21 protein-coding genes are annotated in these 24,709 nt (G+C 69.0%); 8 read left to right on the top strand and 13 right to left on the bottom strand.

Annotated elements, in window-relative coordinates; translation table 11 throughout:
- Positions 1–21: 21 nt before the first annotated feature.
- From H4687_RS38035 to H4687_RS38050, 4 genes are all read left to right on the top strand, one after another.
- Positions 22–543 carry a 3-hydroxyanthranilate 3,4-dioxygenase gene (locus H4687_RS38035; RefSeq protein ID WP_046914699.1) on the top strand — a complete coding sequence of 174 codons (522 nt, stop codon included), beginning with the start codon at positions 22–24 and terminating at the stop codon, positions 541–543.
- A 4-nt stretch (positions 544–547) separates the two neighbouring features.
- Positions 548–1,564: an amidohydrolase family protein gene (locus H4687_RS38040; RefSeq protein WP_046914700.1), complete on the top strand. Its 1,017-nt coding sequence runs from the start codon at positions 548–550 to the stop codon at positions 1,562–1,564.
- Between the two features lie 77 nt (positions 1,565–1,641).
- Positions 1,642–2,856 carry a PucR family transcriptional regulator gene (locus H4687_RS38045; RefSeq protein WP_012999383.1) on the top strand — a complete coding sequence of 405 codons (1,215 nt, stop codon included), beginning with the start codon at positions 1,642–1,644 and terminating at the stop codon, positions 2,854–2,856.
- A 56-nt stretch (positions 2,857–2,912) separates the two neighbouring features.
- Positions 2,913–4,133 carry an MFS transporter gene (locus H4687_RS38050; RefSeq protein ID WP_012999382.1) on the top strand — a complete coding sequence of 407 codons (1,221 nt, stop codon included), beginning with the start codon at positions 2,913–2,915 and terminating at the stop codon, positions 4,131–4,133.
- 441 nt (positions 4,134–4,574) lie between these two features.
- Here H4687_RS38050 and H4687_RS38055 read toward each other — a convergent pair whose 3' ends face one another.
- From H4687_RS38055 to H4687_RS38115, 13 genes are all read right to left on the bottom strand, one after another.
- Positions 4,575–6,038: a benzaldehyde dehydrogenase gene (locus H4687_RS38055; protein WP_037729160.1), complete on the bottom strand. Its 1,464-nt coding sequence runs from the start codon at positions 6,036–6,038 to the stop codon at positions 4,575–4,577.
- A 67-nt stretch (positions 6,039–6,105) separates the two neighbouring features.
- Positions 6,106–6,624, bottom strand: coding sequence for a flavin reductase family protein (locus H4687_RS38060; protein ID WP_037729162.1), 519 nt, complete (start codon positions 6,622–6,624; stop codon positions 6,106–6,108).
- Positions 6,625–6,654: 30 nt separating this feature from the next.
- Positions 6,655–7,455, bottom strand: coding sequence for an SDR family NAD(P)-dependent oxidoreductase (locus H4687_RS38065; protein WP_012999379.1), 801 nt, complete (start codon positions 7,453–7,455; stop codon positions 6,655–6,657).
- Positions 7,456–7,473: 18 nt separating this feature from the next.
- Positions 7,474–8,796, bottom strand: a complete 1,323-nt coding sequence (locus H4687_RS38070; protein WP_197696209.1) for an acyl-CoA dehydrogenase family protein — start codon at positions 8,794–8,796, stop codon at positions 7,474–7,476.
- Between the two features lie 16 nt (positions 8,797–8,812).
- On the bottom strand, positions 8,813–9,637 hold the full coding sequence (locus H4687_RS38075) for a hypothetical protein (protein WP_012999377.1): 825 nt from the start codon (positions 9,635–9,637) through the stop codon (positions 8,813–8,815).
- Between the two features lie 173 nt (positions 9,638–9,810).
- Positions 9,811–11,232 (bottom strand): FadR/GntR family transcriptional regulator, encoded by a 1,422-nt coding sequence (locus tag H4687_RS48230; RefSeq protein WP_199835083.1) that lies wholly within the window; start codon positions 11,230–11,232, stop codon positions 9,811–9,813.
- 244 nt (positions 11,233–11,476) lie between these two features.
- Positions 11,477–12,781 carry an MFS transporter gene (locus H4687_RS38085; protein WP_106437240.1) on the bottom strand — a complete coding sequence of 435 codons (1,305 nt, stop codon included), beginning with the start codon at positions 12,779–12,781 and terminating at the stop codon, positions 11,477–11,479.
- Between the two features lie 45 nt (positions 12,782–12,826).
- Positions 12,827–13,204: a nuclear transport factor 2 family protein gene (locus H4687_RS38090; protein WP_012999374.1), complete on the bottom strand. Its 378-nt coding sequence runs from the start codon at positions 13,202–13,204 to the stop codon at positions 12,827–12,829.
- A 6-nt stretch (positions 13,205–13,210) separates the two neighbouring features.
- The gene (locus H4687_RS38095) at positions 13,211–14,692 is read right to left on the bottom strand and encodes a carotenoid oxygenase family protein (protein ID WP_037729166.1); all 1,482 of its coding nucleotides are present in this window, start codon (positions 14,690–14,692) and stop codon (positions 13,211–13,213) included.
- A gap of 541 nt (positions 14,693–15,233) precedes the next feature.
- Complete coding sequence (locus tag H4687_RS38100) at positions 15,234–16,019, bottom strand: IclR family transcriptional regulator (protein WP_012999372.1); 786 nt, start codon at positions 16,017–16,019, stop codon at positions 15,234–15,236.
- Between the two features lie 80 nt (positions 16,020–16,099).
- The gene (locus H4687_RS38105) at positions 16,100–16,942 is read right to left on the bottom strand and encodes a fumarylacetoacetate hydrolase family protein (RefSeq protein ID WP_012999371.1); all 843 of its coding nucleotides are present in this window, start codon (positions 16,940–16,942) and stop codon (positions 16,100–16,102) included.
- The gene (locus H4687_RS38110) at positions 16,939–18,627 is read right to left on the bottom strand and encodes a bifunctional 3-(3-hydroxy-phenyl)propionate/3-hydroxycinnamic acid hydroxylase (protein WP_012999370.1); all 1,689 of its coding nucleotides are present in this window, start codon (positions 18,625–18,627) and stop codon (positions 16,939–16,941) included. Before H4687_RS38110 ends, H4687_RS38105 begins: the two co-directional genes overlap by 4 nt.
- Before the next feature lie 5 nt (positions 18,628–18,632).
- Entirely contained in the window at positions 18,633–19,127 is a 495-nt protein-coding gene (locus H4687_RS38115) for a VOC family protein (RefSeq protein WP_012999369.1), read from the bottom strand.
- Positions 19,128–19,348: 221 nt separating this feature from the next.
- On the opposite strand from H4687_RS38115, the gene H4687_RS38120 reads away from it, so the two are divergent.
- The 4 genes from H4687_RS38120 to H4687_RS38135 all read left to right on the top strand — a co-directional run bounded on the left by H4687_RS38120 (position 19,349) and on the right by H4687_RS38135 (position 24,649).
- On the top strand, positions 19,349–20,980 hold the full coding sequence (locus H4687_RS38120) for an MFS transporter (protein ID WP_046913743.1): 1,632 nt from the start codon (positions 19,349–19,351) through the stop codon (positions 20,978–20,980).
- Positions 20,981–21,185: 205 nt separating this feature from the next.
- Positions 21,186–21,530: a hypothetical protein gene (locus H4687_RS38125; protein WP_323131840.1), complete on the top strand. Its 345-nt coding sequence runs from the start codon at positions 21,186–21,188 to the stop codon at positions 21,528–21,530.
- Positions 21,531–21,624: 94 nt separating this feature from the next.
- Positions 21,625–23,094, top strand: a complete 1,470-nt coding sequence (locus H4687_RS38130) for an aldehyde dehydrogenase family protein (protein WP_046913745.1) — start codon at positions 21,625–21,627, stop codon at positions 23,092–23,094.
- 34 nt (positions 23,095–23,128) lie between these two features.
- Positions 23,129–24,649 carry a carotenoid oxygenase family protein gene (locus H4687_RS38135; protein WP_012999365.1) on the top strand — a complete coding sequence of 507 codons (1,521 nt, stop codon included), beginning with the start codon at positions 23,129–23,131 and terminating at the stop codon, positions 24,647–24,649.
- Positions 24,650–24,709 lie beyond the last annotated feature (60 nt).

The raw sequence follows: 24,709 nt of genomic DNA on the forward strand, positions 1-24,709 counted from the left end.
CATTTTCCAAGGAGACACGTCATGACCGTCCTCCCCGAGGTCATCCATTTCCAGAAGTGGATCGACGACCACGCCCACCTGCTCAAGCCGCCCGTGAACAACCGCACCATGGCCCTGGGCGCGGACTTCATCGTCCAGGTCGTCGGCGGCCCCAACCAGCGCACCGACTACCACGTCGACCCGTACGAGGAGTGGTTCCACCAGGTGCGCGGCGCCATGTACGTCGACGTCATGACCGAGAACGGCCCGCGCACCGTCCACATCCGGGAGGGCGAGAGCTGGCTGCTGCCCGGGAACGTGCCGCACTCCCCGCAGCGCCCGGAAGCCGACAGCATCGGCCTGGTCATCGAACGCGTCCGAGAGCCGGGCACCCTGGAGAAGTTCCAGTGGTACTGCCCCGCCTGCCACGCCCTCGTCCACGAGGTGGAGCTCCAGGTCACCGACATCGTGGCCGACCTGCCCCCCGTCTTCGCCGCCTTCTACGACGACCGGCAGGCCCGGATCTGCGGCTCCTGCGGGGCCGAGCACCCCGGGAAGGGATGACCCCGTGCCCGAGCACTCGCACGAGGCCGACACCATCGACGTCCACACCCACTACGTCCCGCACGGCTGGCCCGACCTCCGCGCCGACGCCGGTCCCCAGGCGCCCTGGCTGCGCGTCGAGTCGGAGGCCGACGCGATGATCATGCTCGGATCCCGGGAGTTCCGGCGAATCGGCGCCGAGTGCTGGGACGCGTCGGCCCGTCTGAAGGACATGGACGCCGACGGCATCGGCATGCAGGTTGTCTCACCCACGCCGGCCTTCTTCCACTACGGCCGCAGCGGTGCCGAGGCGGCACGGATCGCACGGATCTTCAACGACCTGGCCCTGGACATCGTCGCCCCGGCCCCCGACCACCTCGTCCCCTTCTGCCAGGTGCCGCTGCAGGACCCCGACGCGGCCTGCCGCGAACTGGAACGCTGCCTGGCCAACGGGCACCGGGGAGTCGAGATCGGCAACCACGTCGGCGACCACGACCTGGACAGCGCGGGCGTCGTCACCTTCCTCCAGCACTGCGCCCTGCTTCAGGTCCCGGTCTTCGTCCACCCCTGGGACATGGACGACTCACCCCGACTGCGCCGCTGGATGGCGCAGTGGCTGACCGCCATGCCCGCCGAGACCCATCTGTCGCTCCTGGCGATGATCCTCGGCGGGGTCTTCGACCGTGTCGACGACCGGCTGAAGATCTGCTTCGCGCACGGCGGAGGATCCTTCGCCCTCTGGCTCGGACGCATGGACAACGCCTGGCGGGGCCGCCCCGACGTGGTGGGCACCTCCGCACACCCGCCGTCGCACTACATCGGCCGGTTCCACGTCGACTCCGTCGTCTTCGACCCGCGCGCCCTGCGCCTGCTGGTGGACACCTACGGCGCCGGACAGGTCATGGTCGGCAGCGACTACCCGTACCCGCTGGGCGAGCGGCCCGCGGGCCGGGTCGTGCGCGAGAGCGACTTCCTCTCTGCCGAGGAGAAGGCGTCGATCCGCAGGGGCAACGCCGAACGCTTCCTCGGGCTCGCCGGTTGAGAGGCGGCGCCCGGTGCCGGGCCAGGACCAGTGCACAAGCCGCCTAACATGACTGCCGGACCTGCGGAGGTGGTGAGATGTCCCAGCTGGGCCGCGACGGCACGGCCGGTCGGCGTGAAGACCTGTTCTCGGTCATCGACGCCGCCGGGGAACTCCTCAACGTGCCGATCGTCCTGGAGGACACCGAGTTCCGGGTGCTCGCCTGGTCGAAAGGACAGCAGAGCGCGGACGAGGAAAGGGTCTCCGGAATCCTGGAGCGGCAGGCCCAGCCCTGGCTCGTCGAGGTGCTGCGCTCCCGGGGGGACATCGCCCGCCTGATCGCCTCCCCGGAGCCCGTCTTCCTGGACCCGGCCTCCGACCGGGCCAAGCCCCGGATGGCCTGCCGGGTCCAGCACGACGGTCCGCACCTGGGGTACCTGTGGGCCACCACCCAGACCCCGTTCGACTCACAGCAGACGGCGCACTTCCGCGCCGCCGCACGGACGATCGCCGTCCGTATGAGCCATGACGGACAGGGCACCACCGAGCAGGACGACCTGGAGGCCCTCCTGTTCGGGACGGCGGACGCCGAACAGGCCGCCGCGCGGGTGGGGCTGTCCACCACCAAGGCCACTGTCCTGGCCGCCGCGCCGGGCCGGCCGGCGCACGACGCGGCCTTCGGCGAGACCCCGTCGGACATGCTGCGTCTGTACCTGACGACCGCGCACCCCCGCTCCCTCGTCACCCGGCACGACCGCGCCACCTACGCGGTGCTGCCCTGGCCGGCATCCACGGACGACGCCGAGGCCAGGGCCCGCTCGGTGAACGTCGCCCGGGACCTGTGGAACCGTGCGGCGCTGCGGGAGCGCATCGTGCTGGCCGTCAGCTCCGCCGTTGCGGAACCCGGCCGGATCCCGTACGCCAGATCCCACGTCGACCGGATCACCGGACTGCAACAGCAGTACCCGTCGGCCCCCCGCGTCGCCGCCTTCGAGGACGTCCAGCTGCTGTACGCCCTCTCCCGGCTGCGGGGCGCCCTCCGCCAGGACGGCGAGACCCTGGGCGGCGCCGTCTCCGCACTGGAACGCCACGACCGGCACCAGCACACCCAGCTCCTGGCCACACTCCGCTGCTACCTGGACCACTTCGGCGACACCAACGCCGCCGCCGCGCAGCTGCATCTGCACCCGAACACCTTCCGCTACCGCCTCCAACGCATCAGAGAGGTGAGCGGCTTCGACCCGCGTGACGCGCAGACGCGCTTCCTGGCGGAACTGCACCTGCGCATGCGCGATCTGGAGATCCCCGACTGATTAGTGTTCCGACGAATAAGTTGAGCAGTGCGGGGGCCGCCGAGGACCCTTTCGGCATGGCACTGCTCAGCGACCGCAACCTCCTGCTGCTCTTCGTCGGCCAGGGCGTCTCCCGACTCGGCGACGGCCTGTACACCGCCGCCGTCGCCTGGCAGGCATGGGCCCTCACCCACAACCCGTCGGCGGTCGCGCTCGTCACCGTGGCCGCGTACGCCCCGGCGTTCCTGGCCACCTTCGTGGCCGCCTCGTACGCCGACCGCTACGACCGCAGACGCCTGATGATCGGCACCGACATCGCCCGCGCGGCCGTGGTGGCCGCCGGTGTTGGGATGCTGCTGGCAGGTGCGCTGAACCTGACCGTGCTGGTCCTGGGAACGGCCCTGCTGGCCCTCATCGGCGCGCCCTTCGCACCGGCACGGAACGCGATCGTGCCCCAGATCGTGCCGGCCGAACACCTGCAGCAGGCCAACGGCGTGCTCCAGGTCGCCTTCCGAGCCGCGTTCTTCGTCGGACCGCTGCTGCTCGCCCCGCTGCTCGCCTTCGCCTCCTTCCCGCTGGTCATGGCGGTGGACGGTCTCACCTTCCTGCTCTCCGCGGCGGCCCTGTACGCCCTGCGCGTCCGCCGTCCCGCCCCGGCCGGGCCGCGCGTCCGGCTGGGCGCGGACCTCGCCGCCGGCCTCGCGGCCCTGCGGGCGGCGCCCGATGTGCTGGTCGTCATCGCCACCTTCGTCCTCGCGCTCGCCGTGGCCAGTGGGTTCCTGGCCGTCGGTCTGGTGGTTCTGGTCGGCCAAGGCGGTGAGTACGGGCTCATGCTGGGCATCGCCGGCCTCGCCGAGATCGCCGGCGCCCTGGTGCTCGTACGCCTGCCTCTGCCCAGACTCGCCGTGACCGCGGTCCTGGCCTGGGCCCTGCTCGGAGCCTTCCGCCTTCCGCTGGGCCTGGTCCACGCGCCTGCGGCCATCGCCGTGCTCCTCGCCGTCACCGGACTCGCGTCGGCCCTGACCGACATCCCGTTGATCGCCTTCGTCCAACAGCGCATTCCCGAGGCCCACCTCGCCAAGGCTCTGGGCCTGTGGGAGGCCGGTATCGCGGGCGCGCTGGCGGTGTCGCCGTTCCTGGCCTCCAGCGTCATCGGACACATCGGAGTGGATCGCGCCTTCATGGTCTCCAGCGCCGTGCTCATAGCACTCGCGCTCGCTGCCGCGGTCGCGCTCACAGCGATGTCAGGAGCCCGCAGCCGCCCCACCGAGCGCGTCACGGTCCTGTCGCAGCCGTGACCCCTTGGCGACAAGTTTCTCGGCTTCGGCGATGGACCGATGGCCGGGCACGAGCACGCTCCTTCGGGCCGCCTGAGAAGCCATGAGACATTGACGGCACGCAACCCGCTCATGGCCCAATGCGCATGAAAGCCATGGCGACAGCCGACCACCGGCCGAGCGGCGCTCGCGGCGCCGCTCTTCGTGATGCGGCGGAAGCTGTTACGGGCCCTCAGCTGCATCGTGGGAAATGATCTTGAGCGGGATGGCGACGGCTAGGGGCCATTCGTAGCCGCTGGCCAGCGCGTTTCGTCGGTGTCCCTATGCCCCTGGACTTACGAATATGCGAGCGGGGAGGCTGATGCCGCTGCGGTTACCCGCTCAGTCTGGGGGAGATTGCGGCCCGGCACCCGTTTCAACTGATTCACGGTGACCTGAGCTCCGCGCCGGGGCAGCCTGGAATCAGAAGGGGTAGGCGGGGATGTCGCCCCGGACGGTTACCCACTGCTGCTCAGTGAAGGCCTCGAGGTTCGCGGTGGCGCCGCCGTGACGGGAACCGTTGCCGGAGTCGCCGCGCCCGCCGAAGGGCACGGTGGCCTCGTCGTTGACCGTCTGGTCGTTGATGTGCACGAGCCCGGTGGGAATGCGTTCGGCCAATACCAGACCCTTGGCGATGTCCCGGGTCAGCACGCCCAGCGAGAGTCCGTACTCGGTTCCGGTGGCCAGCCTCACCGCCTCGTCCAGATTGTGGAAGGGCACCACGGGTGCGACCGGGCCGAATATCTCCTCCCGGTAGGCGCGTGCGGTCAAGGGGACGTCGGCCAGCACGGTCGGCCGGTACAGAAGGCCATCGTAGGTGCCGCCTGCCACGAGCCGGGCACCTGCCGCCACAGTGTCGGTGACGACGGCGTGCGCGGCCTGCAACTGCTGCTCGTCGATCATGGGGCCAACTGTCACCTCGCTCCTCGCCGGGTCTCCCACTGTCACGGCATTCGCCCGCCGGACCAGCGACTCGACGTACTCCTCGGCGATCGACGCGTGCACCAGATGCCGGCTTGAGGCCATGCAGATCTGCCCCGCATGGTGGAAGGAGCCGAACGCCCCCGCGGACGCCGCCTTCTCCACATCCACGTCGTCCAGGACGATCAGCGCCGAGTTGCCCCCCAGTTCGAGGTGGACGCGCTTCAGATGCCGCGTTGCCGCTGCCGCGATCGCTTTTCCGGCCCTCGTGGATCCGGTGAAGGCGATCACGGGCACCTGGGGGTGATCCACCAGTGCCGCGCCGACGTCAGCGCCCCCCGGCAGTACGTGCAGCAGGCCGCTGGGGAGTCCCGCCTCCTCGAAAACCCTCGCGATCACCACACCGCCGCAGATCGCGGTCCGGGGGTCGGGCTTGAGGACGACGGCGTTTCCCAGAGCCAGCGCCGGAGCCACCGCTCGCATCGCCAGCACCATCGGTGCGTTGAACGGGGAGATCACACCGACAACGCCGACCGGGCGCCGACGGGAGAACGACAGCCGGTCCTCCACGGAGCGGAGCACCTCCCCGAACGGCGCCGCGGACAGCGCCGCGGCTTCGTGGCACTCCTCCGCTGCCCCGTTGGAGGTCTGGAACTCTGCGAACGCCCTGAGCGCCCCCGACTCCCGCACGATCCAGTCGGTGATCTCGGAGTGGTGCTCTTCGAACAGGTGCGCAGCACGCCGCAGGACCTGTGCCCGTTCGACGTACGGCAGCGCCGCCCACTGCTGCTGCGCCCGCACCGCCTGCCCCACGGCCCGGCCCAGATCGTCAGGCGTGGCCGCACCGACACGCCCCAGGGTCTCACCCGTCGCCGGCTCGAGCGCGTCGTACGTCTCGCCCGAACCCTTGATCCACTCACCGGAGAAGATCCTTTCCGACCAGTCGCCTGCTTCCAGAAACGTCATGATGTTCTGCTCCTCGTAAGGTGATGGGGGGTCAGCCGCTGCCGCGATTGACATCGCCGCCCGTCGGTCAAGCCGAAGCATGTGTCCGGGCGGGGGGCTGGGACGGGCCGAGTCGCTCGAAGTGCCCTTGATGGAACACCAGCGGCCTGACCTGCGGAAACAACGCGGTCCCGTGCAGCCGCAGCACGGCGATCACGTGGTCGCCCGCCTCGACTTCGGAGTCCAGCGCGCATTCCAGCCACAGCACCGTGCCCGGCAGGAAGACCGCGCCGGATTCCCCGGCCTCCCATCGGACATCCGCGAAACGATCTTCCGCCGAGGAGGCGAGCGCCCGGCACAGGGTCCCGTGGTCCTCGGCGAGCACGCTGACACCGAGGCTCGGCGCCTGGCGCAGCGCCTGCCACGTGCGGGAAGTGCGTGCCGCGCAGAACGACACCAACGGCGGTTTCAAGGAGACCGGCACGAACGAGCTCGCCGCCATCCCGACGGGCCGGCCACCCACGAGGGCGCAGACCGCCACCACTCCGGACGGCAGGTGACCGAACGCGTGGCGCAGCTCTTCGGGTGTCTCCGGGGATGCTTGCATCGACACTTCTCTCCTCGCCGCCTGAGCGGTTCAGTTGATGCCGCCGTCGATGACCAGGTTGACGCCAGTCACGAAGTCGGCGCGGGGGCTGGCCAGGTAGCAGACGGCGGAGGCGATGTCCTCCGGCCGACCGATGCGGCCGGCGGTCTGGCGGAACACCTCGACGGCGATGTGGCGCTCGTGCGCCTGCCACCCGCCCTCCAGCCGCATCTCGGCAGCGATGGCGGCGAGTTCCGCGGCGGAGCCGGGCGTGTGGATGATGCCGGCACTGATGGAGTTGGCCGTGATGCCGGTTCCGGCCAGGCCGCGGGACAGGCTGCGTGTCATGTTGATCTCCGCTGCCTTGGCCGCCTGGTAGTCGGGGAAATTGGGCGGTTGGTGCAGGGCGATGGCGCTGGCGATCTGGATGACGCGTCCCCAGCAGCGCTCCCTCATGGCGGGGACCAGGCTGTTGACCAGGGCTGCGGTCGAGATCACGTTCAGCTTGTAGGTCTCGAGCCAGTTGTCGGGCGAGGTACCGAACCAGCCGTCGCGCTCCCAGCCTCCGTGGCGTCCGCCCGCGTTGTTGACCAGGATGTCCACGCCGCCGGAGTCGAGCAGTCGCCGGCAGACGGCGTCGACCTGGTCGGCGTCCGTGAGATCGCCGAGCACCTCGTCGGCCTGGCCACCGTTCTCCCGGATCATCGCCGCGATCTTGGACGTGCGCTCCCCGTTCCGGCCGTGCACGACGACGTGGGCGCCCTCGTCGGCCAGTGCCAGCGCGATACTGGTGCCGATGCCCGAGCTGCTGCCGGTGACGAGGACCCGCTTGCCGTTCAGTTCGAGGTTCATGATGTCTCCTGGTCCGGCTCAAGCGACGGGTTCGACGATCCGCGGGGCCTCTGCGGCCTTGGCCACGCCGGGCACGGCCGCCATGCCGTCGCTGAATGGTGTCTGCCCCATGAGATGCCGTCCGCTGATCTCCGCCGCCGGGTCGAGCCGGGTGGAGCCGTGGGTCAACGCCACCCGCGCATCGCGTGCGAAGCGCTGAATCGGGTTGCGCAGACTGACCGTGGACGAGCCGAGCGCGATCTGTATCGCGTCGATGGCGGCACCACAGACATTGCCGGCGTGCACGAAGTCCATGGTGATCTCGGACTCCTCGGCCGCCGTGAACGGCTGTCCGTCGCGCGCCTTGCGGTCGATGTGGTCCGCGCGGCCGAACAGCAGGCTTTCCGCCGCGTTGATCATGGCGCGCGTCTTGCCCGCGACGACCTGCACCGACGGAGTGGCAGCCAGTGTGTCGTAAGGGAGGTTGAAAGGCTTCTTGCGCCGGCTCTGGTCGACGAAGCAGTCGAAGGCGCCCTTGGCCATTCCCAGGACCACGGCCATGGTCTCCATGGCCACGATGAGCATCAGGCCTCGGGCGTCGAGGGCGAAGCCCAGCCCCGCGTAGCGTTGGTGCAGGCCGTCCAGACGCCCCGGCATACCGGCGAGATCCGCGACGCGCCGTTCGGGGACGAAGACTTCCGCAGGTGTCGTGACGCTGTTGCTGGACGAACCGGACAGTCCCATGACGTGCCAGTCGTCGACGATCTCGTACTGGCCCTTCTCCAGCAGTGCCATCGCGCGCGTCGTGGTGCCGGGGGCTGTCTCCACCTCGATGCCGACGACCAGATAGGCGGCGTGCTTGGAGCCGCTGCCGAAGCCCCACTTGTTCCCGGCTTCGATCAGGTAGCCGCCCGGAACCGGGCGGGCCTTCTGAATCCTCTCCGAGAACAGCGAGGCGCTCACCACGACCGGCCCCGGCCACTGCGGAGCGCGTGCGTAGACCTCGGTGACCGTCTCCTGCGGGAAGGTGAGCATGACCCGGGTGAACCCGCTCGCGATCATGGCGGTCCAGCCCGCCGATCCGTCGCCGCTCGCGGCCGCGCTGACGATTTCGGCCAGATCGCGCGCTCCCAGGGCATAGCCGCCGAATTCTATCGGCACTGAGGCCCGAAACACTCCGGCCTCGTGCAGCGCATCGAGCGTGGGCGACGCCAGACAGCCGATTTTCTCACCTTCCAGGGCGTTCTCCCGGATCAGCGGTACCACTGCCCGCACGGCGTCACGGATGCGGCGCCCCTCCGGTGTCGTGAACGGCGACTCGTGGATAGACCCTGCTTGAGTCATATCTGGCGCTTCTTTCATGTACGTATCCTTTCTCTCACCAAGCCGATGGCGTGCCGAGCGGCAGGATTTCTCGTATTTCGTCGATACTGCGTATTTCGTTGTCGACCACTTTGAAGAGGGCCATCATGTAAAAAGAGCCGCTGTCGGGCCGCGGGCTGCCGGGGACGGGGTGGAAGTCGACGACGACCACACTCGCCGCGATCCCGCGGGCCACGTCGACAACGGGACAGCGGCGCCCACGGGCCGTCGGTCTGGCGCCTCGGGTGTTGTTCAGGCAACTCGCGACGGTGTGCACGGTGGCGTCCGGAGACAGCAGAGTGGTGAGGGTGTTCGTCACCTTCTTGCCGTTGTCGTAACGGTCACATCGGTATCCGAAGCGAGCCAGGCTGCCGTCGCTTTCCTGCAGTGCGGTCCAGTAGCTGTCCGCCGCGAGGACCAGCCCGTCCCGGTCGCAGGCTCGGTCGGGGGGAACCGGTGCGTCGTAGAGCACGTCGGGTGCCAGCAACTGGTCCACATCGGCGAAGTGCCCGCTCGGATCGGTACTGATGACGGCCTCTGCCTCGGTCACCTCGTCCCCGACGACCTTCAGTCGCAGGCCGAACGGCCGGCGTTGTCCCGCCGCGACGACGACCCCCATGGTGATGAGCTGCCCCTGGACCGGATCGGCGAAGGTCTGTAGGCCGAGGAAATCCTCGGCGGTCGCCCAGAGTCCATGTCCTGGCGCGGTCTCATCGGCGTTCTCCGTCGCCCGGAAAGAGTGCGCGAGGCTCGCGAGGCCCGGATCGTGCCCCACCAAGCTCTGCAGGAAGCTCTCCCCGTGCCTGAAAAGGTCCCGCTCGGGTTCCCAGCCGTGCGTCATTCCGACACCACCTGTCAGGGTTCGCATTCCTGCCCGCCTCCGCTCTGTGCGTGGATGTTTCCTATCGGTCCACGCAGATTGACCCTAGGCCTCGGCCCTCTCGGTAACCAGACGGCGTATTCGGGTCTGCCAGGGTTATTGACTGCGAAGGGGCCGGGTGCAATTCACCTGATTCACCGGAATTCCGGCTCCTGCCCTTCGAGCACGGCTTGGCGGTACTGCGCGAGCATTTCCTGTTTCATGGCCTGAAGCCGGGCTGCTTCCGGTGCGTCACGACGGCCGATGGCCCGCAGGACATCATGTGTGGACTGGGCGAAAAACTCGATGACCCAGGACGGCGCATGCAACTCCTCGCTCATGCTCCAGGACACATAGGCCTTGATGCCATTCACGAAGAGCGACAGCAGCACATTGCGCGCCAGGCGGTTCTGCAGCCTTTCGATCAGCTGAAAACTGGCTATCGGCGCGGCACTCGTCAGTTGTCGCAGTTCATCGAAGAGCGCGTCGAAAAGCTCGGCATCGCGGGGACCTGTCTTCCTGGCGGCGATCTCGGCCATCTCGATCATGAGACTGCCGAGTGCCAGGGCGGCGCCCTCGGGCGGTTCGGAGTGCGATGCGAGGTAGACGCAGACCTGACGGCTCAGGGGGGCTGGGCCCGGGCACCGGGTCACCAGGCCGTGTCCGCGTCCGGGCAACGTGACCGCCGTCTCCGCGTCCTCCATCATGCGGATCGCCTGGCGGATGACGCTGCGATCGACGCCGAATCGTTCGGCCAGTTCGCACTCGTTGCCCAGTGGCCGGCCTCGCACCCATTCCCCTGGCGTGATCTCCGACATCATCCGCCGCACGGCCGCGAACGCGGGTATGCGCATCTGCTCGAGCGGCTCCGGCACCGGCGTGCCCTTCCAGTCGCCCGTCCGTGCGACCTGCGCGAGGGTGTCCCGCGCCGCGCCGCAGAAGAGCGGACGCGCCTGACGCACGGCGTCCTCCGTACGGCCGCGATCGAGGTCATGGATGATCCGCTGCCGTATGTCGGCCAGCGCGTCGGCCTCCAGGGCGGTACTCATCCGCGGCAGCAGTGGGGCCAGGACGTCGTTGAAGTACTTCAGCGGACCGCTGTCGCTTGCGCCGATCACCTCGGTGGCGAATCGCCCGAGCAGCGCGGCGGTGTCCGGCATCTCGCCGTCGTCCGCCGCATGGTTCTCCCACAGCGGCCTTCCGCCGGCCTGCCGTGACCGGTCGCCTATGAGACGTACGGCGCTGATGTGCACGGCACTCCACGCCTCGACGATGTCCGGCAGTCCCAGGCCGGTGAGGTAGGCGTAACCGCCGATCATGACCAGCAGATGTGTGCCGCCCGGCCTGGCGACTGCGATGCCGCCCTGCGGGCCGCGCCGTACCCGCACCTCGTCACGTGCCTCCAGCACGCGTACGGCCTCCCGCATGACGTCCCGGCCGACGCCGTAGTACGCGGCCATGTCGGCCTCGCTGCCGTACACCTTGCCGACCGGCCAGCCGTCGCGGATGAAACGTTCCTCCATGTCCCGGGAGACGACCAGAGGCAGTTTGGTCAGTCGCTCCTGGTCGCCGACCACGCTGGAGTAGAGCTCCGACAGCATTTTTCCGGTCGCTCCGGTCGCTCCGGTCGCTCCGGTCGCTCCGGTCGCTCCGGTCGCTCCGGTCGCTCCGGTCGCTCCGGTCGTACGGGGGTGCCGTGCTCCGCCGGGGCCATCGGAGGGCCCGCGAGAGCGTCTGGTTGTGTTCATCGCTGTCCCTCAGATCCGGGGGGTGGCGGAGCAACGGGCGTGATCGCACTCGGTTGCCGGCGGCTCGCCGAGGCTAGGGGGTTGCCTCCTGTCCGGAGAGGCGTGTGTCCGTCCCGCCCGTGACCGTGTGCGTCCTGCCCGCATCGCGAGGAGCGGGCTTGACCACCGCGTAGATGTACGGCTTGAGCCTGAACATGAGCAGCGCGGAAACGGTGGTGGCGGCCACAGCGAGTGAGATCGGGAGCGTGTAGCTGCCGGAGGTGTCGAAGCCCATACCGATCAGCGTGGGCCCGGTTCCGATGCTGATCATGCTGCACGCGAGGCTGATGCCGAATATCTCGGCGGATGCCCGAAGCCCGAAGTACCGGGTGATCAGGTAGGGCAACAGGAGCGTCACGGCGGTCAGCGCGCATCCCATCAGGACGACTCCGACGCCCAGCATCCACAAGGTGTCCCCGGCGGCGAGAAGCAGGACCAGGCTGATCGCCGGCAGGGTGTAGAGCACGGCGGCGACGCGGTGCGACCTGATGCGGTCGGTGAGGGAGCCGGAAAAGAGCACGCCGACCATCCCGGACACCGCCATGAGGGATACCAGGAAAGTCGCCGTGCCGCCGGTGACGCCGCGGCCGGTGAACCAGTGCACCATGTGCGCCTGCGTGCCGATCAACGAACTCGTCGCGAGGCACTCCGCCGCCGTCAGGGTCCAGAAGGTCCGGGATCGGTATGCCCGCTTTGCGGGCACGCCTTCGAAGACCGCCGGGGACGGCGTGGCAGCAGCCGGGGAATCCGTGGCGGCATCCGCGCTCCGCACCTTCAGGAAGAACAGGGCCGATATGCATCCGACGACCAGGACAGCGGCGGCCAGCACCTCGTAGGCGGTGCGCCAGCCGAATGCGTCGATCAGCCATCGCGCCACCGGCGCGACCAGGGACTGCGACAGTGCGGGGGCCACCGCGACCACCAGACCGAGGGCGAGCGCCCGGTTGCTGTCCCACCACGAGGAGACGACGCGCACGTGGGCTACCGGCCCGGCCAGTGCGGCACCGATGCCGATGCAGACGGCGGATGCCCAGAACACGAATCCTGTTGAGTGTATCCGGGACAGGCCGAACAGCCCCAGGGCGAAGGTCGCGACACCGATGGTGACCGGGATGCGCACCCCGACCCGGTCGATCAGGCGCCCGCTGAAGGGAGTGCTGAAAGCGCCGACGTAGGCGGACACCGTGAACACCAAGGTGAAGACGGAAACGCCCCAACCCATCGATGCCGATACCGGACCGAGAAAGACCGACAGAGATCCGACGTAAATGGCCGACATGCCGAAGGACATGCAGAAGAAAGCGGCCACTGTAGCGGAGATGCGAGGATACGATGACATTCGAAAACCCTCTCGCGACCGGGCTCCGTTGCCCGAATTCGACGTCTATCCTGCTTCTTTGGGAGCGCCGTCCCAGTGCTCGGCGAGCTTGCCGTCCTCGATCCGCCACATGTCGAACCAGTAGGAGCGATAGGTCTTGCCCGGGTCATCCGGATCGGGCAGGTCCCGGGCCAGCATCATCACGACCTTGTCTCCTTCGGCGACGAACACCGGAGGCTCGGGCGCAGGGCGCATGGATTCCCGGGCCACGCGAGCCTGATCGGTTTTCGTCCACTCGATGATCGCGTCGGCTCCCGAGTCGATGTTGGGATTGTGCTGGACATAGGACTCGGTGAGGTATTCGCGCGCCTGTTCCGAGGTCGAGGGATCGACGAGGAGTGACATCATCTTGAGCACGATGTCCTTGGACTGGTCACCGGACATGGTGGGTCACCTCCAGGAGGGGACGAGGGCGCCGTCGATCCACGTCGAATGGATGCCGAGGCGCATGCGTACAGGAAGCCGCAGCCGGGCGACCGGCCCGCTTGCGAGGTCGAGCGTGTCGAGGATGACGAGTTCGCTGCGCTTTTCCGTCGGCCAGTTGAGCGTGGCGATCAGATAGCCGTCGTCCTCTGCGGACTCAGGGGACTTGGTGAAGTACACGGGGTCCTGGAACGTTGCGGCCGGCCCGGGATACCAGTCGTCACGGGTCCCGGCTACCAGGTCGAAGTGACTGAGCTGGTTGAACATCACCGGATAGGGGCGGCCGTTGACGTCGGTCTCGAGCTTGTCGCGGTCGAGCGTCGGCACGAAGACGTGGCGGTACGGCTTCGAATCGCGGCGCGGGTCGATGTGCGGCCCTTCGCCGTTGACGACTGCCAGCACCTCCCGCTCGGTGAGCCGCTGCTCGCCTGTGTGGTAGTCGATGTGCCAGCGCACGTGCCGGGTGGTGACGCTGCCAGGCGGTGTCGGCCTGCCGTTCTTGTCGGGCACGACCGGTGCGAAGCCGTTGCCGTCCGCCTCGTACAGGTCGAAGACGATTGCGCCGTCCTCCTCGTAGGCGTTGATCGTGTGGCCGGGAAAGGCCGGCGGGGCCTGGAACCAGCGCACCTCGGAAGCATCACCGAAGCGCGGAATGACTCCGAAGACCTGCGGAAGGTCGCCGTCGTACACGAAGTGCGGGCCGCCGGCCTTCAGACGGTCGAGGTCGCTGGTGATGGGCATGACCGGGAAGAGCATGAAGTTCTTGGTCAGCGCGCAATCGTGGATCATGGCCGAGTACGGTGCCTCGAACCAAGCCTCGTGGATCACCTTGCCCGAGGCGTCGATCACGTAGTAGGCGATGTCGCGCGTGGTCTCGCCTTTCGCGGCGTAACCGAAACCGAACATCTCGCCGGTGTCCGAGTCGAATTTCGGGTGGGCTGTGAAGGTCAGACTCGTGATATCACCGTGCGCATCCCATACGCCCCGGGTCTCGAGGGTTACGGGATCGATCTCGTACGGCAGTCCGTCTTCCTTCGACGCCAGCATCCGGCCGGCGTGGAAGTAGATGGCGGTGTTCGCCGTCGTACGGCTCGTGCCGGCGACGCTCGGATCGTCGGAGTACGGATCCCGGTAATTCCCGTAGAGGGATCGGCGGGCCTCGCGCTCGAGCAGAAAACGCTCGGTGCGTACATAGCGGGTCCGGAAGTCGACGCAGCCGTCCTTGATTCGAAAGGCGCGTACCGCGCCGTCCCCGCCCGCAGCGGTGGTCATCGGCCACAGCACCGGGACCTCGGGAACATACACCTGGTCCGGAACCGCCTGGACGAACAGGCCGTCGATGTCCGCGGGTACTGAGCCCTCGAGGACCTCCAGATCGAACACCTCGATATCGAACCGGCACGGCTCGTCCATTCCCATGGTGATTTCGGGGGGAAAAGTCTTTGCCATGAAGCCGTCTCCTTTGACTGCCGTCGTGCAGAATTTCGCCACGAGCTGCGGTTTTCTGACAGTAGGACGCGGTCGCTGCCCAAACCAGACGGTGGAATCACCGCACCCCACTTCCGGTGAGGGCCGGGCAGGTACCAGGCGCCTCGCACGCCGCTGACCTGGGTGTTTCTGATCTGCGCTACGGTCCCGGTGAGCGTTGTCGCGCGAACTCCGCTCGGCTGTGCATCTGCCTTGTGATCCGTGTTGGTTGCTGACACCGGTGAGCGTCAATGGCTGGTCGACGTTTCCGGAGTTGGGGCTGTTTCCTCGCCGCGGCTGGCGAGCCGAGCTCTTTGTGCGAGACGGTGGTCATGCCTTCGCCGGTGCGTAGGACGACATCCGCCTTCCATTGCCTTACCGACGAATCGCTGGGCCTCGGAGGCATCCATCTCGACCACAGAGGGCCGGTCGCCGTGATACTGAGAAATTGTGTGCCTGGCGCACGGTCGAGCCCTGACACGGCTTACCGCGTCACCCCTCCCGGACGGAGCAGGACCAGGGGTCAGCCCGCGACGACGGCCATCCGCTCGCTGATCTCCTGCGCGGTGGCCAGAACCTTCTGAGCGATCTCCGTCTCCGCCTCCGGGTAGACCCGGGAGGCGAGGGCGGCCACGCTGACCGCCGCGACCACCTGCTTGTTCTCGTCCCGGATCGGGGCGGCGATGCCGACCACGTCGGGATCCAGTTCGCCGCGGGTGACGGAGTAGCCGATGCGGCGGATCCGGCCGAGTCGTTCCATCAGGGCGTCGACGTCGGTGAGGGTGGCCGAGGTGAAGCGGCGCAGTTCGGCGTTCTGCAACAGCCCGCGGGCTTCGTCGTCCGGGCTCCAGGCCAGCAGGACAAGGGCGGAGGCGCCGGCGTTGATCGGCAGGGCGCTGCCGCGCTCGTACGAGATCCGCACCGCGCGGGTACTTTCCGCGCGGTCCACGCAGACCACCAGGTCACCGGTGCGCCGGGTCAACAGCACGGTTTCGTGCACCTCCTCGGCGAGCGATTCCATCGACGGCACCGCGACCTCGGAGAGACCGTAACTGCGGCGGGCCACTCGGGCGATCTCCAGCACTCGTAGGCCGAGCCGGAAGCCGCCGCCCGGAGCTTCTTCGAGGAAACGCCCGGCCACCAGGCTCTGCAGGTAGCGGTACGCGGTGGAGCGCGCCACGCCGAGCCGCTCGGCCACGGCGGCTCCGGAGATGACGAGATGGATGTCGTCGAACATGGTCAGGATGTCCAGTGCCCGGTCGGCCGTGGAGTTGCGCTCGCGGTAGCTGGGAGACATGTTTCCTGACATACGAGAGACTCTAGTGGGTGGGCGTGGGCCGGTGGCGGCCGCGCGGTGCCGCATGGTCGCCGTTGTCCTGTGGTCATGGTTCACAGCTGGTCCTTGATGACGGTGTTGCGGAGTTCCCCGATGCCTTCCACGGTGGTGATCAGCACTTGTCCGGGGCGAAGGAACACCTTCGGATCGCGACCGGCGCCCACGCCGCCCGGGGTGCCGGTGAGGATCAGGTCGCCGGGCAGCAGCGTGATGATGGTGCTGATGTACGCGACGGTCTCGGCCACGTCGAAGAGCAGATCCGCGGTGTTGGACTTCTGCATGGTGTGTCCGTCGACGCTGCAGGAGATGTCCAACCCCGAGGCACCGGGCGGGAGTTCGTCGGGGGTGACGAGCGCGGGCCCGACCGGGGTCGTGGCCTCGAAGGTCTTGCCGGAGAGGAACTCACGGGTACGGTGCTGCCAGTCCCGCACGGTGACGTCGTTGGCGACCGTGTAGCCGGCGACGTACTCCAGGGCCTTCTCGCGCGGCACACGGCGGCCGGGGCGTCCGACGACGACTGCCAACTCGGCTTCCCAGTCGAGGTCGTCGCTGACCGGCGGCGTGTGGATGGCGTCGTGGGCGCCGATCAGGGCGCCGTCGTACTTCGCGAACAGGGTGGGGTGCGCGGGGGTGGGGCGGCCCATCTCCTTGATGTGGGTGGCGTAGTTGAGACCGAGACACACGATCTTGTTCGGGTGAGGGACGAGCGGGGCGAGTGACGACTCGGCCAGGGGCAGGCGCTCGCCGTCGGCGGAGGCCGCGCGTTCCTGCCAGTCGTCGCCGGCTGCGAGCAGCGCGCCCACGTCGGCGTAGGGGAGCAGGACGAGTTCGTCGCCTTCCTGCCGGGCGGCGGAGGTCACGCGGTCGTCGGCGATACGGACGGTGCTCAGTCTCATCGGGGTACTCCTGGGGTGTCGTACGGGACCTCGGGGGCGGGGTCGGAAGTGGGCGGGCAGGCGGGCGGGTTGGCGCCCGGGGTGGGGCGGGCAGGAGCGAAGCGCCGCAGCGTCGCGCCGACGTACTCGGCCCGGTCGGGGGTGAACACCGCGGCCACGAACCGGTCGGGGCGCACGAGGACGAAGGAACCGGTCAGCCCGGCGAGGAGGGCGTCGAGCCGGCCGTCGGCGTCGGCGATCCCCGTCCGGCCGGCCAGGTCACGCGGCGCGCGGTCGTCCAGGAAGACATCCACGGCGGTGGCCTCGGGGAGGCCGGCCCGGACGACGGTTGCCCAGCCGGTGTCGCTTACACCGATCCCCAGCAGGCTCCAGCCCTGTCCGAGGATGTCGTCGAGCCGTGCGGGGCGGTGGTGCGGCCCGTGCAGCACCCGTGGCTGCGGCAGCATCGTGCCGACCAGTTCACCGCCTGCGCGGTCCGCCGGGAGGACGGCCCCCACCCGCAGCCGGGTGTCGGGACGGTAGCGCATCTCGGTGAGGTAGCGACGGGCCGGCGGGATGTGCGTCGCCGTGCGCACCAGCGCGTCGCGCAGCAGGGCACGCGGGCGGCTGGTGGTCATGACGATCCGGCCGAGGCGCACGGAGAGGTCGATCACGGCGCGGGCGTGCGGACGCCGCTCGGTGTCGTAGGTGTCGAGCAGGGTGTCACCGGCCCGGCCTGCCACCACCTCGGCGATCTTCCAGCACAGGTTGGCAGCGTCCCGGATCCCGGAGTTGAGGCCCTGGCCGGCGAACGGCGGCATCATGTGCGCGGCGTCGCCGAGCAGGAAGCAGCGGTCCTCGCGCAGCCGGTCGGCCAGCAGCGCGTGGAAGCTGTAGGCGACCGCGCGCTCGATCTGGTCGGGCGTGATCTCCCGGTGGGGCCGCAGGAGTTCGCGCACGAGGGCGAACGGGGGAGAGGTACCGGCCTCGCACTCGCCCGGCTTGAGGCGGAACTCGTAGCGGCAACGCCCGTCCCGGCCCGGGACGATGACGACGGGGCGGTCGGGGTCGCCGTGGTGCATGCCGAAACGCTGGTCGTGCGTGTCCTCGAGGGTGTCGGCCACCAGCCACACGTCAGGGAAGCTCCGTCCCCGCATGGGCACGGACAGAAGGTCGCGCACGGTACTGCGGCCGCCGTCGCAGCCGAGGACGTAAGGAACGTCCAACTCCTCGACCGGCCCGTCCTCCCCACCTGTTCGCAGGGACACGCGCACCCGGTCGGGGTACTGTGCGAGGGCGGTCAGCCGGGTGCCGAAACGGACGTCGACACCGGGCAGGCGGCGCAGCTGCTCACGCAGCACCCGTTCCAGATCGGGCTGGGCGAAGGGGTTCTTGAACGGATGTCCCAGGCGCTGCTCACCGGTGCCCCGGGCGTGCACGAGCGGCCGCCCGCCCACGCCGAAGTACCTCGTGCCGGTGCCCGGCACAAGGATCGGGTAGACCGCCTCGTCCAGGCCGCCGGCCGACTGCAGGGTACGAAGGGACTCGTCGTCGAGGCTGATCGCCTTGGCGTCGTTGCTTGTGGTGGTGTTGCGCTCCACCAGCAGCACCCGTACGCCCCGGGAGCCCAGCAGGTGGGCGGCCGTCAGCCCGGTCGGGCCTGCGCCGACGACCAGGACCGACGGCGGCGCGGATGTCGTAGGCACGGCAGTTACTGGACCGGCTGGTAGGCCGGTCCGCCCTCGGTCAGCAGCCGCTCGGCCTCGGCCATGATCTCCTCGGGGGGCAGGTCCAGATCGAGGCTCTTGCGGAACGGCTGGCGCACGTCACGCTCCAGGCGGAGGTAGACCTCGTTGCGGTTGCCCTCGGGATCGAAGAAGTAGATCCCGATCGCGTTGCCGTGGGTGACCTCCTGCTGGACCTCGATGCCCTCGGCGCGGAACCGGTGGTGAAAGTCGATGATCGACTCCAGGGAGTCCACGCGCCATGACACCTGATGGGTGAGCTTGGCGCCGGCAGGGGCGGTGCGGCCCTGCTGGAGGACGAACTCGTGGTGCTCATCCTCGGGACGCGCGGAGAAGAACACGATGCCCTGCTCCGGGTCCTCATCGGTGACGGTCAGACCCATGACGCGGGAGTAGAAGTCGCGCATCTTCTCCAGGTCGTCGACCCAGAAGCCGGTGTGGCCGAGTCCAGTGATCGCCATGCTTGTCTCCTTTTTCAGGACGGATGTTTTGTTTAATGGGACGCTAGATCGCTGACTGTGCCGACGTCAACGGTGAATCTCGGCGGGTCGGGCCTCTTGACTGTTCAAGCGCTTGGGGTGCAACGTCCTGTCTAACGCTACATGCGTCCGAGTATGTGGGACATCTGTCAGGCCCTGTCGGGCCACCGGGAACCGCTCAAGCCGCTACTGGAGACACCCTCATGAACCATTCCGCTGCGGAGGACCCGCCCTCGCTGGGCCTCGGCACCTTGATCGCCGCCTGCCTGGCCATCTGCGTGGCCCAGATCGGCATCCCGCTCTCGTCCCCGATCATCGGAGAGATCCAGCGGGACCTGGGGGCGTCTGCCGCCGCCCTCGCCTGGATCCCGGCCGCGTTCATCCTCCCGACGGCCATCCTGGAGCTGAACTTCGGTGTTCTCGGTGACCTCTTCGGGCGCAAGCGTCTGCTCGTTCTCGGAGGACTCCTGATCGCGGTCGGCTGCCTGGCCGTCGCTACGTCAGGCACACTGACCCAGCTCATCGCCGGCCAGGCGGTCGCCGGACTCGGCGCCGCAGCGATCTTCCCCTCGTCGCTGGCCGTGATCGTCGCGGGCACCCCGGAGCCCGCCGCCCGCGCGCGGGCCCTGTCGTACTGGGCCGTCAGCCTGGCTCTCGGCGCCATGATGGCGCCGCTGATCAGCGGGTTCATCGCCGAGCACACCGACTGGCACTGGGCCTTCGTACCTCTGACGGTGCTCGGCCTGGTGACCGCCGCCGTCAACCTCCGCTGGATCACCGATTCCCGCGAGCCGGCCGGGCGCGGACTCGACTGGCCGGGCCAGGTCACGATCGCCGTCGCCCTGCTGGCGCTGCTCTACGCCGTCATCGAGGGTGCCGTCGACGGCTACACCGCCCCGCACATCGTGCTTGCTTTCGTGCTGTCCCTGGCCGCCCTTGTGGGCTTCTTCATTGCGGAGCGCAGGTCGCGTACGCCGATGCTGCGGCTGGAGCTCTTCCGGAACCCCTCCTTCGCCGCGGCTGCTGCCATTGGACTGCTCGCCATGTTCGGCTTCATCGGCACCGCGTACGCGCTGAGCATCAAGCTGGAGGCCGTGCACCACCTCTCCCCACTGAACGCCGCCCTGCCCTTCGCTCTCATCCAGGCGATCCCGCTGCTGCTCACACCCGTCCTGCCGAGGCTGCTTCAGCGTGTGCACCCCCGGGTACTGCTCGTCGGCGGTCTGCTGTCCCTCGCCACCGGTGAGGTCTGGATGGCGCTGCTGCCGGGTGACGCCACGGATCTGGCGGCGATGGCCGGATCGATCCTGCTGCTGGGGGCCGGCTTCATCACGATGTTCTCCGCGCTGACGGCCGTCGCGGTCGGCACCGTGGACATCCGCCACGCCGGTATGGCCAGCGCGGTCACAAGCCTCGTCCGCGAGACCGGGCAGGCTCTGGGCCCCGCGATCGTCAGCGCCGTCGCCCTCGGTACGGCGAGCAGTGCCCTCGCTGCGAAGCTCGGCGCCGCGAAGCTTCCTGCCGAGGCCGTGGGCGTGGCCCAGGGAGTCAACGCGGAGGGCGGCGCGCTTGCGGTCGCCAACGCCGATCTCGGCGAGCTGTCGCGCACGCTTGCCCCCCTGGCCCGCGAAACCCTAGAAGCAGGCCTCGACCTCAGCCTCTATCTCTGCGCCGGTGCCAGCCTGCTCGCCGCATTCATCGCCGTACTCGCCCTGCGGCACACGACAGCCGCGAATGCGCCCGGCGGCTCGGACGGCAGGGAGGCGGTCGACCTGTCCACCCCGCCGCAGGACATCGACTCGGCAGCCCCGGCCAAGGCGCTGCCCAGCCACTGACCCGGCTTACCGGACCCACCTCACCCCGAGGGCCTCACCGTGATCCACTTCTACCGCGATGTCACCTCCCGGACGAACGGGTTGCACGGCGCCGCACTCCTGGCGCTGCGCGTCGGCGGCGGCCGGCTGTTCATCCTGCACGGCCTCGCCAAGTGCGACGCCGGCACGTCGGGCTTGGACTTCGGCGTGCTGAAAGCCGCTCGGACTGCCCGCGACCGGGCTGCTGAGCGTGCTCATTTCCACCTTCGAGACAGCCGCCGGGGCCTTCCTCATCGCCGGACTCCTGACCCGGGCGGTCGTCCTTCTCCTCTCCGCACTGACGTTGACGACCGGGCCCTGGAACAAGTTGAGCGTCTGGCACACCGGCATCCTCGGCCCGAATGGCGCAGGTAGAGCCGAAGTCGATTTCCTCTGTCTCGTGGTGTGCCTGATGCTCTTCCCCGCCGGACCGGGCGTGCCGGCGGCCGACTCCGCGCTCGGCCTGGAGCGAGCCTCGCAGGACAGGGGCCAGCTCGGAGACAAGGCCCTTGTTGGGACATCCAGGGAGTGAAACAGGGGATTGATGCCGGCAAGCCCCCACCTCCCCACCTTCGCGACACAACACATAATCTTCGCGCCACGGCGCACTACCGAATCGGGACACCATGACGTTCTTGGACAGCAGCACCTGGGAAGGCCGCATCTTCTCCGGCTCGGGTGAGTGGATCAGCGGCACCGGCGAGGGGTACGACGCCGTCGAGCCCGCCACCGGCAAGACGTTGGGCCGCGTCGGCTCCGCCACGCCCGCCGATGTGGAAAGGGCGGTGGAGCGGGCGGTGCGGGCCCAGCGGGAGTGGGCCGCGCGGCCGTATTCCGACCGTGCCGCTGTCTTGCGCCGCGCCGCGCGTCTCTTCGAGGAGCACCAGCAGGAGATCGAGACCTGGCTGGTACGGGAGTCTGGTGCGACTCGGCCGTTCGCCGCCCTGCAGGTCAGCAGCGGCGGTGCGGAGGAGTGCCACGAGGCCGCCGCCCTCGCCGGGGCACCCTACGGCGAGCTCCTGCGTTCCGGACAGGAGCGGCTGTCCTTCTCCCGCCGGGTCCCGGTCGGGGTCGTCGGCGTCATCGCCCCGTTCAATGTGCCGATCATCCTGGCCATGCGGGCCGTGGCCCCGGCGCTCGCCCTCGGCAACGCGGTCGTCCTCAAGCCGGACCCTCGCACCGCGATCAGCGGCGGTGTCGTCTTCGCCCGTGTCTTCGAAGAGGCGGGCCTGCCTGCCGGTCTGCTGCATGTCCTGCCCGGCGGGGCGGACGTCGGGGCAGCCGTCGTGGAGCATCCGCAGGTTCCTGTCATCGCGTTCACGGGTTCCACTCGGGCCGGGCGCGCCATCGGTATCGCCGCGGCCCGGCACCTCAAGCGGGTCCACCTGGAACTGGGCGGGAACTCCGCGCTCGTCGTGATGGACGACGTCGACCTGGAGCAGGCTGCCTCGGTGGGCGCCTGGGGGTCCTTCGTCCACGCCGGCCAGATCTGCATGGCCAGCAGCCGTCACCTCGTCCACGCGTCGGTCGCCGACGACTACACCGCTCTGCTCGCCCAGCACGCCGACGCGCTCAGGGTGGGCGACCCGGCCACCGAGGACGTCGCCGTCGGACCGCTCATCGACAGCGGTCAGCGCGACAACGTCCACCGCATCGTCACGGACACGGTCGAGGCCGGCGCCCGGCTCGCCGCGGGTGGCACCTACGAGGGCCTGTTCTACCGGCCCACCGTGCTCACCGGCGTACCGCTCACCGCGCCCGCCTACGCCGAGGAGATCTTCGGCCCCGTCGCGCCCGTCGTCCCCTTCCGGGACCTGGACGAGGCGGCCGGGCTCGCCGCCGGCACCGAGTACGGACTGTCCCTCGGCATCCTCACCCGGGACGTCGCGAAGGGCCTCGCCCTGGCGGAGCGCGTGCCCACCGGACTGGTCCACATCAACGACCAGACGGTCAACGACGAACCGAACATCCCCTTCGGCGGCGTCGGCGACTCCGGCACCGGCGCCCGTCACGGCGGCGCCATCGCCAACCTCGAGGCCTTCACTGAACAGCAGTGGGTCACCGTACGCGGCGAACTCCCGCGCTACCCGTTCTGACCGCCCCGACACACCAACCCGCACGGAGAGCCCCATGCCCGCGAACCCCATGACCGTCGTTCCCCGTGGGACCGGAGAGCGCCCCGCCCCCGCCGGCGCCGGAGCCGACTGGCACACCGGCAACAGGTTCCTCAACGGCCCCTTCGCGCCCTGGACGGAGGAGAACGAGGCGTACGACCTGGAGGTGGACGGCGAGATACCGTCCGACCTCGCGGGTGCGCTGTTCCGCGTCTCCTCCAATCCCCGTTTCCAGCCCCGCAACACCGACCGCTACCACTGGTGGGAGGGCGACGGCATGGTGTGCGGTGTCTACCTGCGCGAGGGCAAAGCCGCCTACCGCACCCGCTGGGTCCAGACCGACTCGATGAGGGTCGAGGTGGAGGCCGGGGAGGCGATCTACAGCGGCTTCGTCAACGGCGGCACCCCGGGCCGGCTGCCCGAGGGCGCCCCGCGCGCGAAGAACGTGGCCAACATCAACGCCGGCCTCTTCGACGACCATCTGCTCGTCTACTTCGACGGCGGACTGCCGCACGCGCTGGACCCCGAGACGCTGCGCACCCTCGGCACGTACGACTTCCACGGCGGCGTCGATGTCCTGTGCACCGGCCACTACAAGACCGACCCGGACACCGGCGACATGCTGTTCTTCGCTGCGGTCGGACCCACCATCACCTGGTACCGCGCCGACGTGAAGACGGCCGAGATCAAGGACTCGCACTCCTTCGACATCGGCGTGCCGGTCCTCATGCACGACTTCGCGGTGAGCGACACCTACGCAATCTTCTTTGTCACGCCCGCCCAGTTCCGCCTCGACCTGGTGGCCCAGAGCAGGCCCGGCGTGGTCTGGGACGAGAGCTCCCTTGAACATGGCGTCCAGATCGTCCTGATGAACCGCCACACCCACGAGATCACCTGGCACGAGCTCGGCGGCCACTGGGCCAACACCCACTTCTACAACGCCTACGAGCAGGACGATGAGCTGATCGTCGACGGGCACCGGATCAGCCGCCTCGGCAGCCCGGTCGACCGTCTCCTCACGCCCGTGGGCTCCCACGAGTGGTTCCCGCCGGCCCTGCCCTACCGCTGGCGCGTCGACCTGGCGACCGGACGGGCCACGGAGGAGATGATCAGCGGCGTCTTCGGCGAGTTCCCGAAGATCAACGACGCCTACATGGGTCGGCCGCACCGCTACGGCTACTTCGTCACCACGCGCAGCCTGGCCGACGACACCATGTCCGACGGCCTCGCCCGTCACGACTACCTTCTCGACCGCACCACCGTCGTTGACGGACCCGACGGCCTGACCAGCCCGAGCGAACCGGTCTTCGTGGCCCGTGAGAACGCCCGCAGCGAGGACGACGGCTACCTGCTCTCGCTGTGGTGGAACCGCGCCACCGACCTGAGCGAGCTCCTCGTCCATGACGCGGCCGACCTGCGCCGCACCCCGCTGGCCCGGGTCAAGCTTCCCAGCCGGGTGCCGTTCGGCTTCCACGGAAGCTGGGCCGACCACGACGTTCTGGACCGTGCCATCGCAGCGAAAGGCGACGACAGGTAGCGGGCGTTGCTTCGGATCCGGTCCTCGGTTCCGGGCGTCAACGGACTGCGATGGCGTGGG

The organism is Streptomyces stelliscabiei (assembly GCF_014873495.1).
In the GTDB taxonomy this organism is placed as follows: Bacteria; Actinomycetota; Actinomycetes; order Streptomycetales; family Streptomycetaceae; genus Streptomyces; species Streptomyces bottropensis.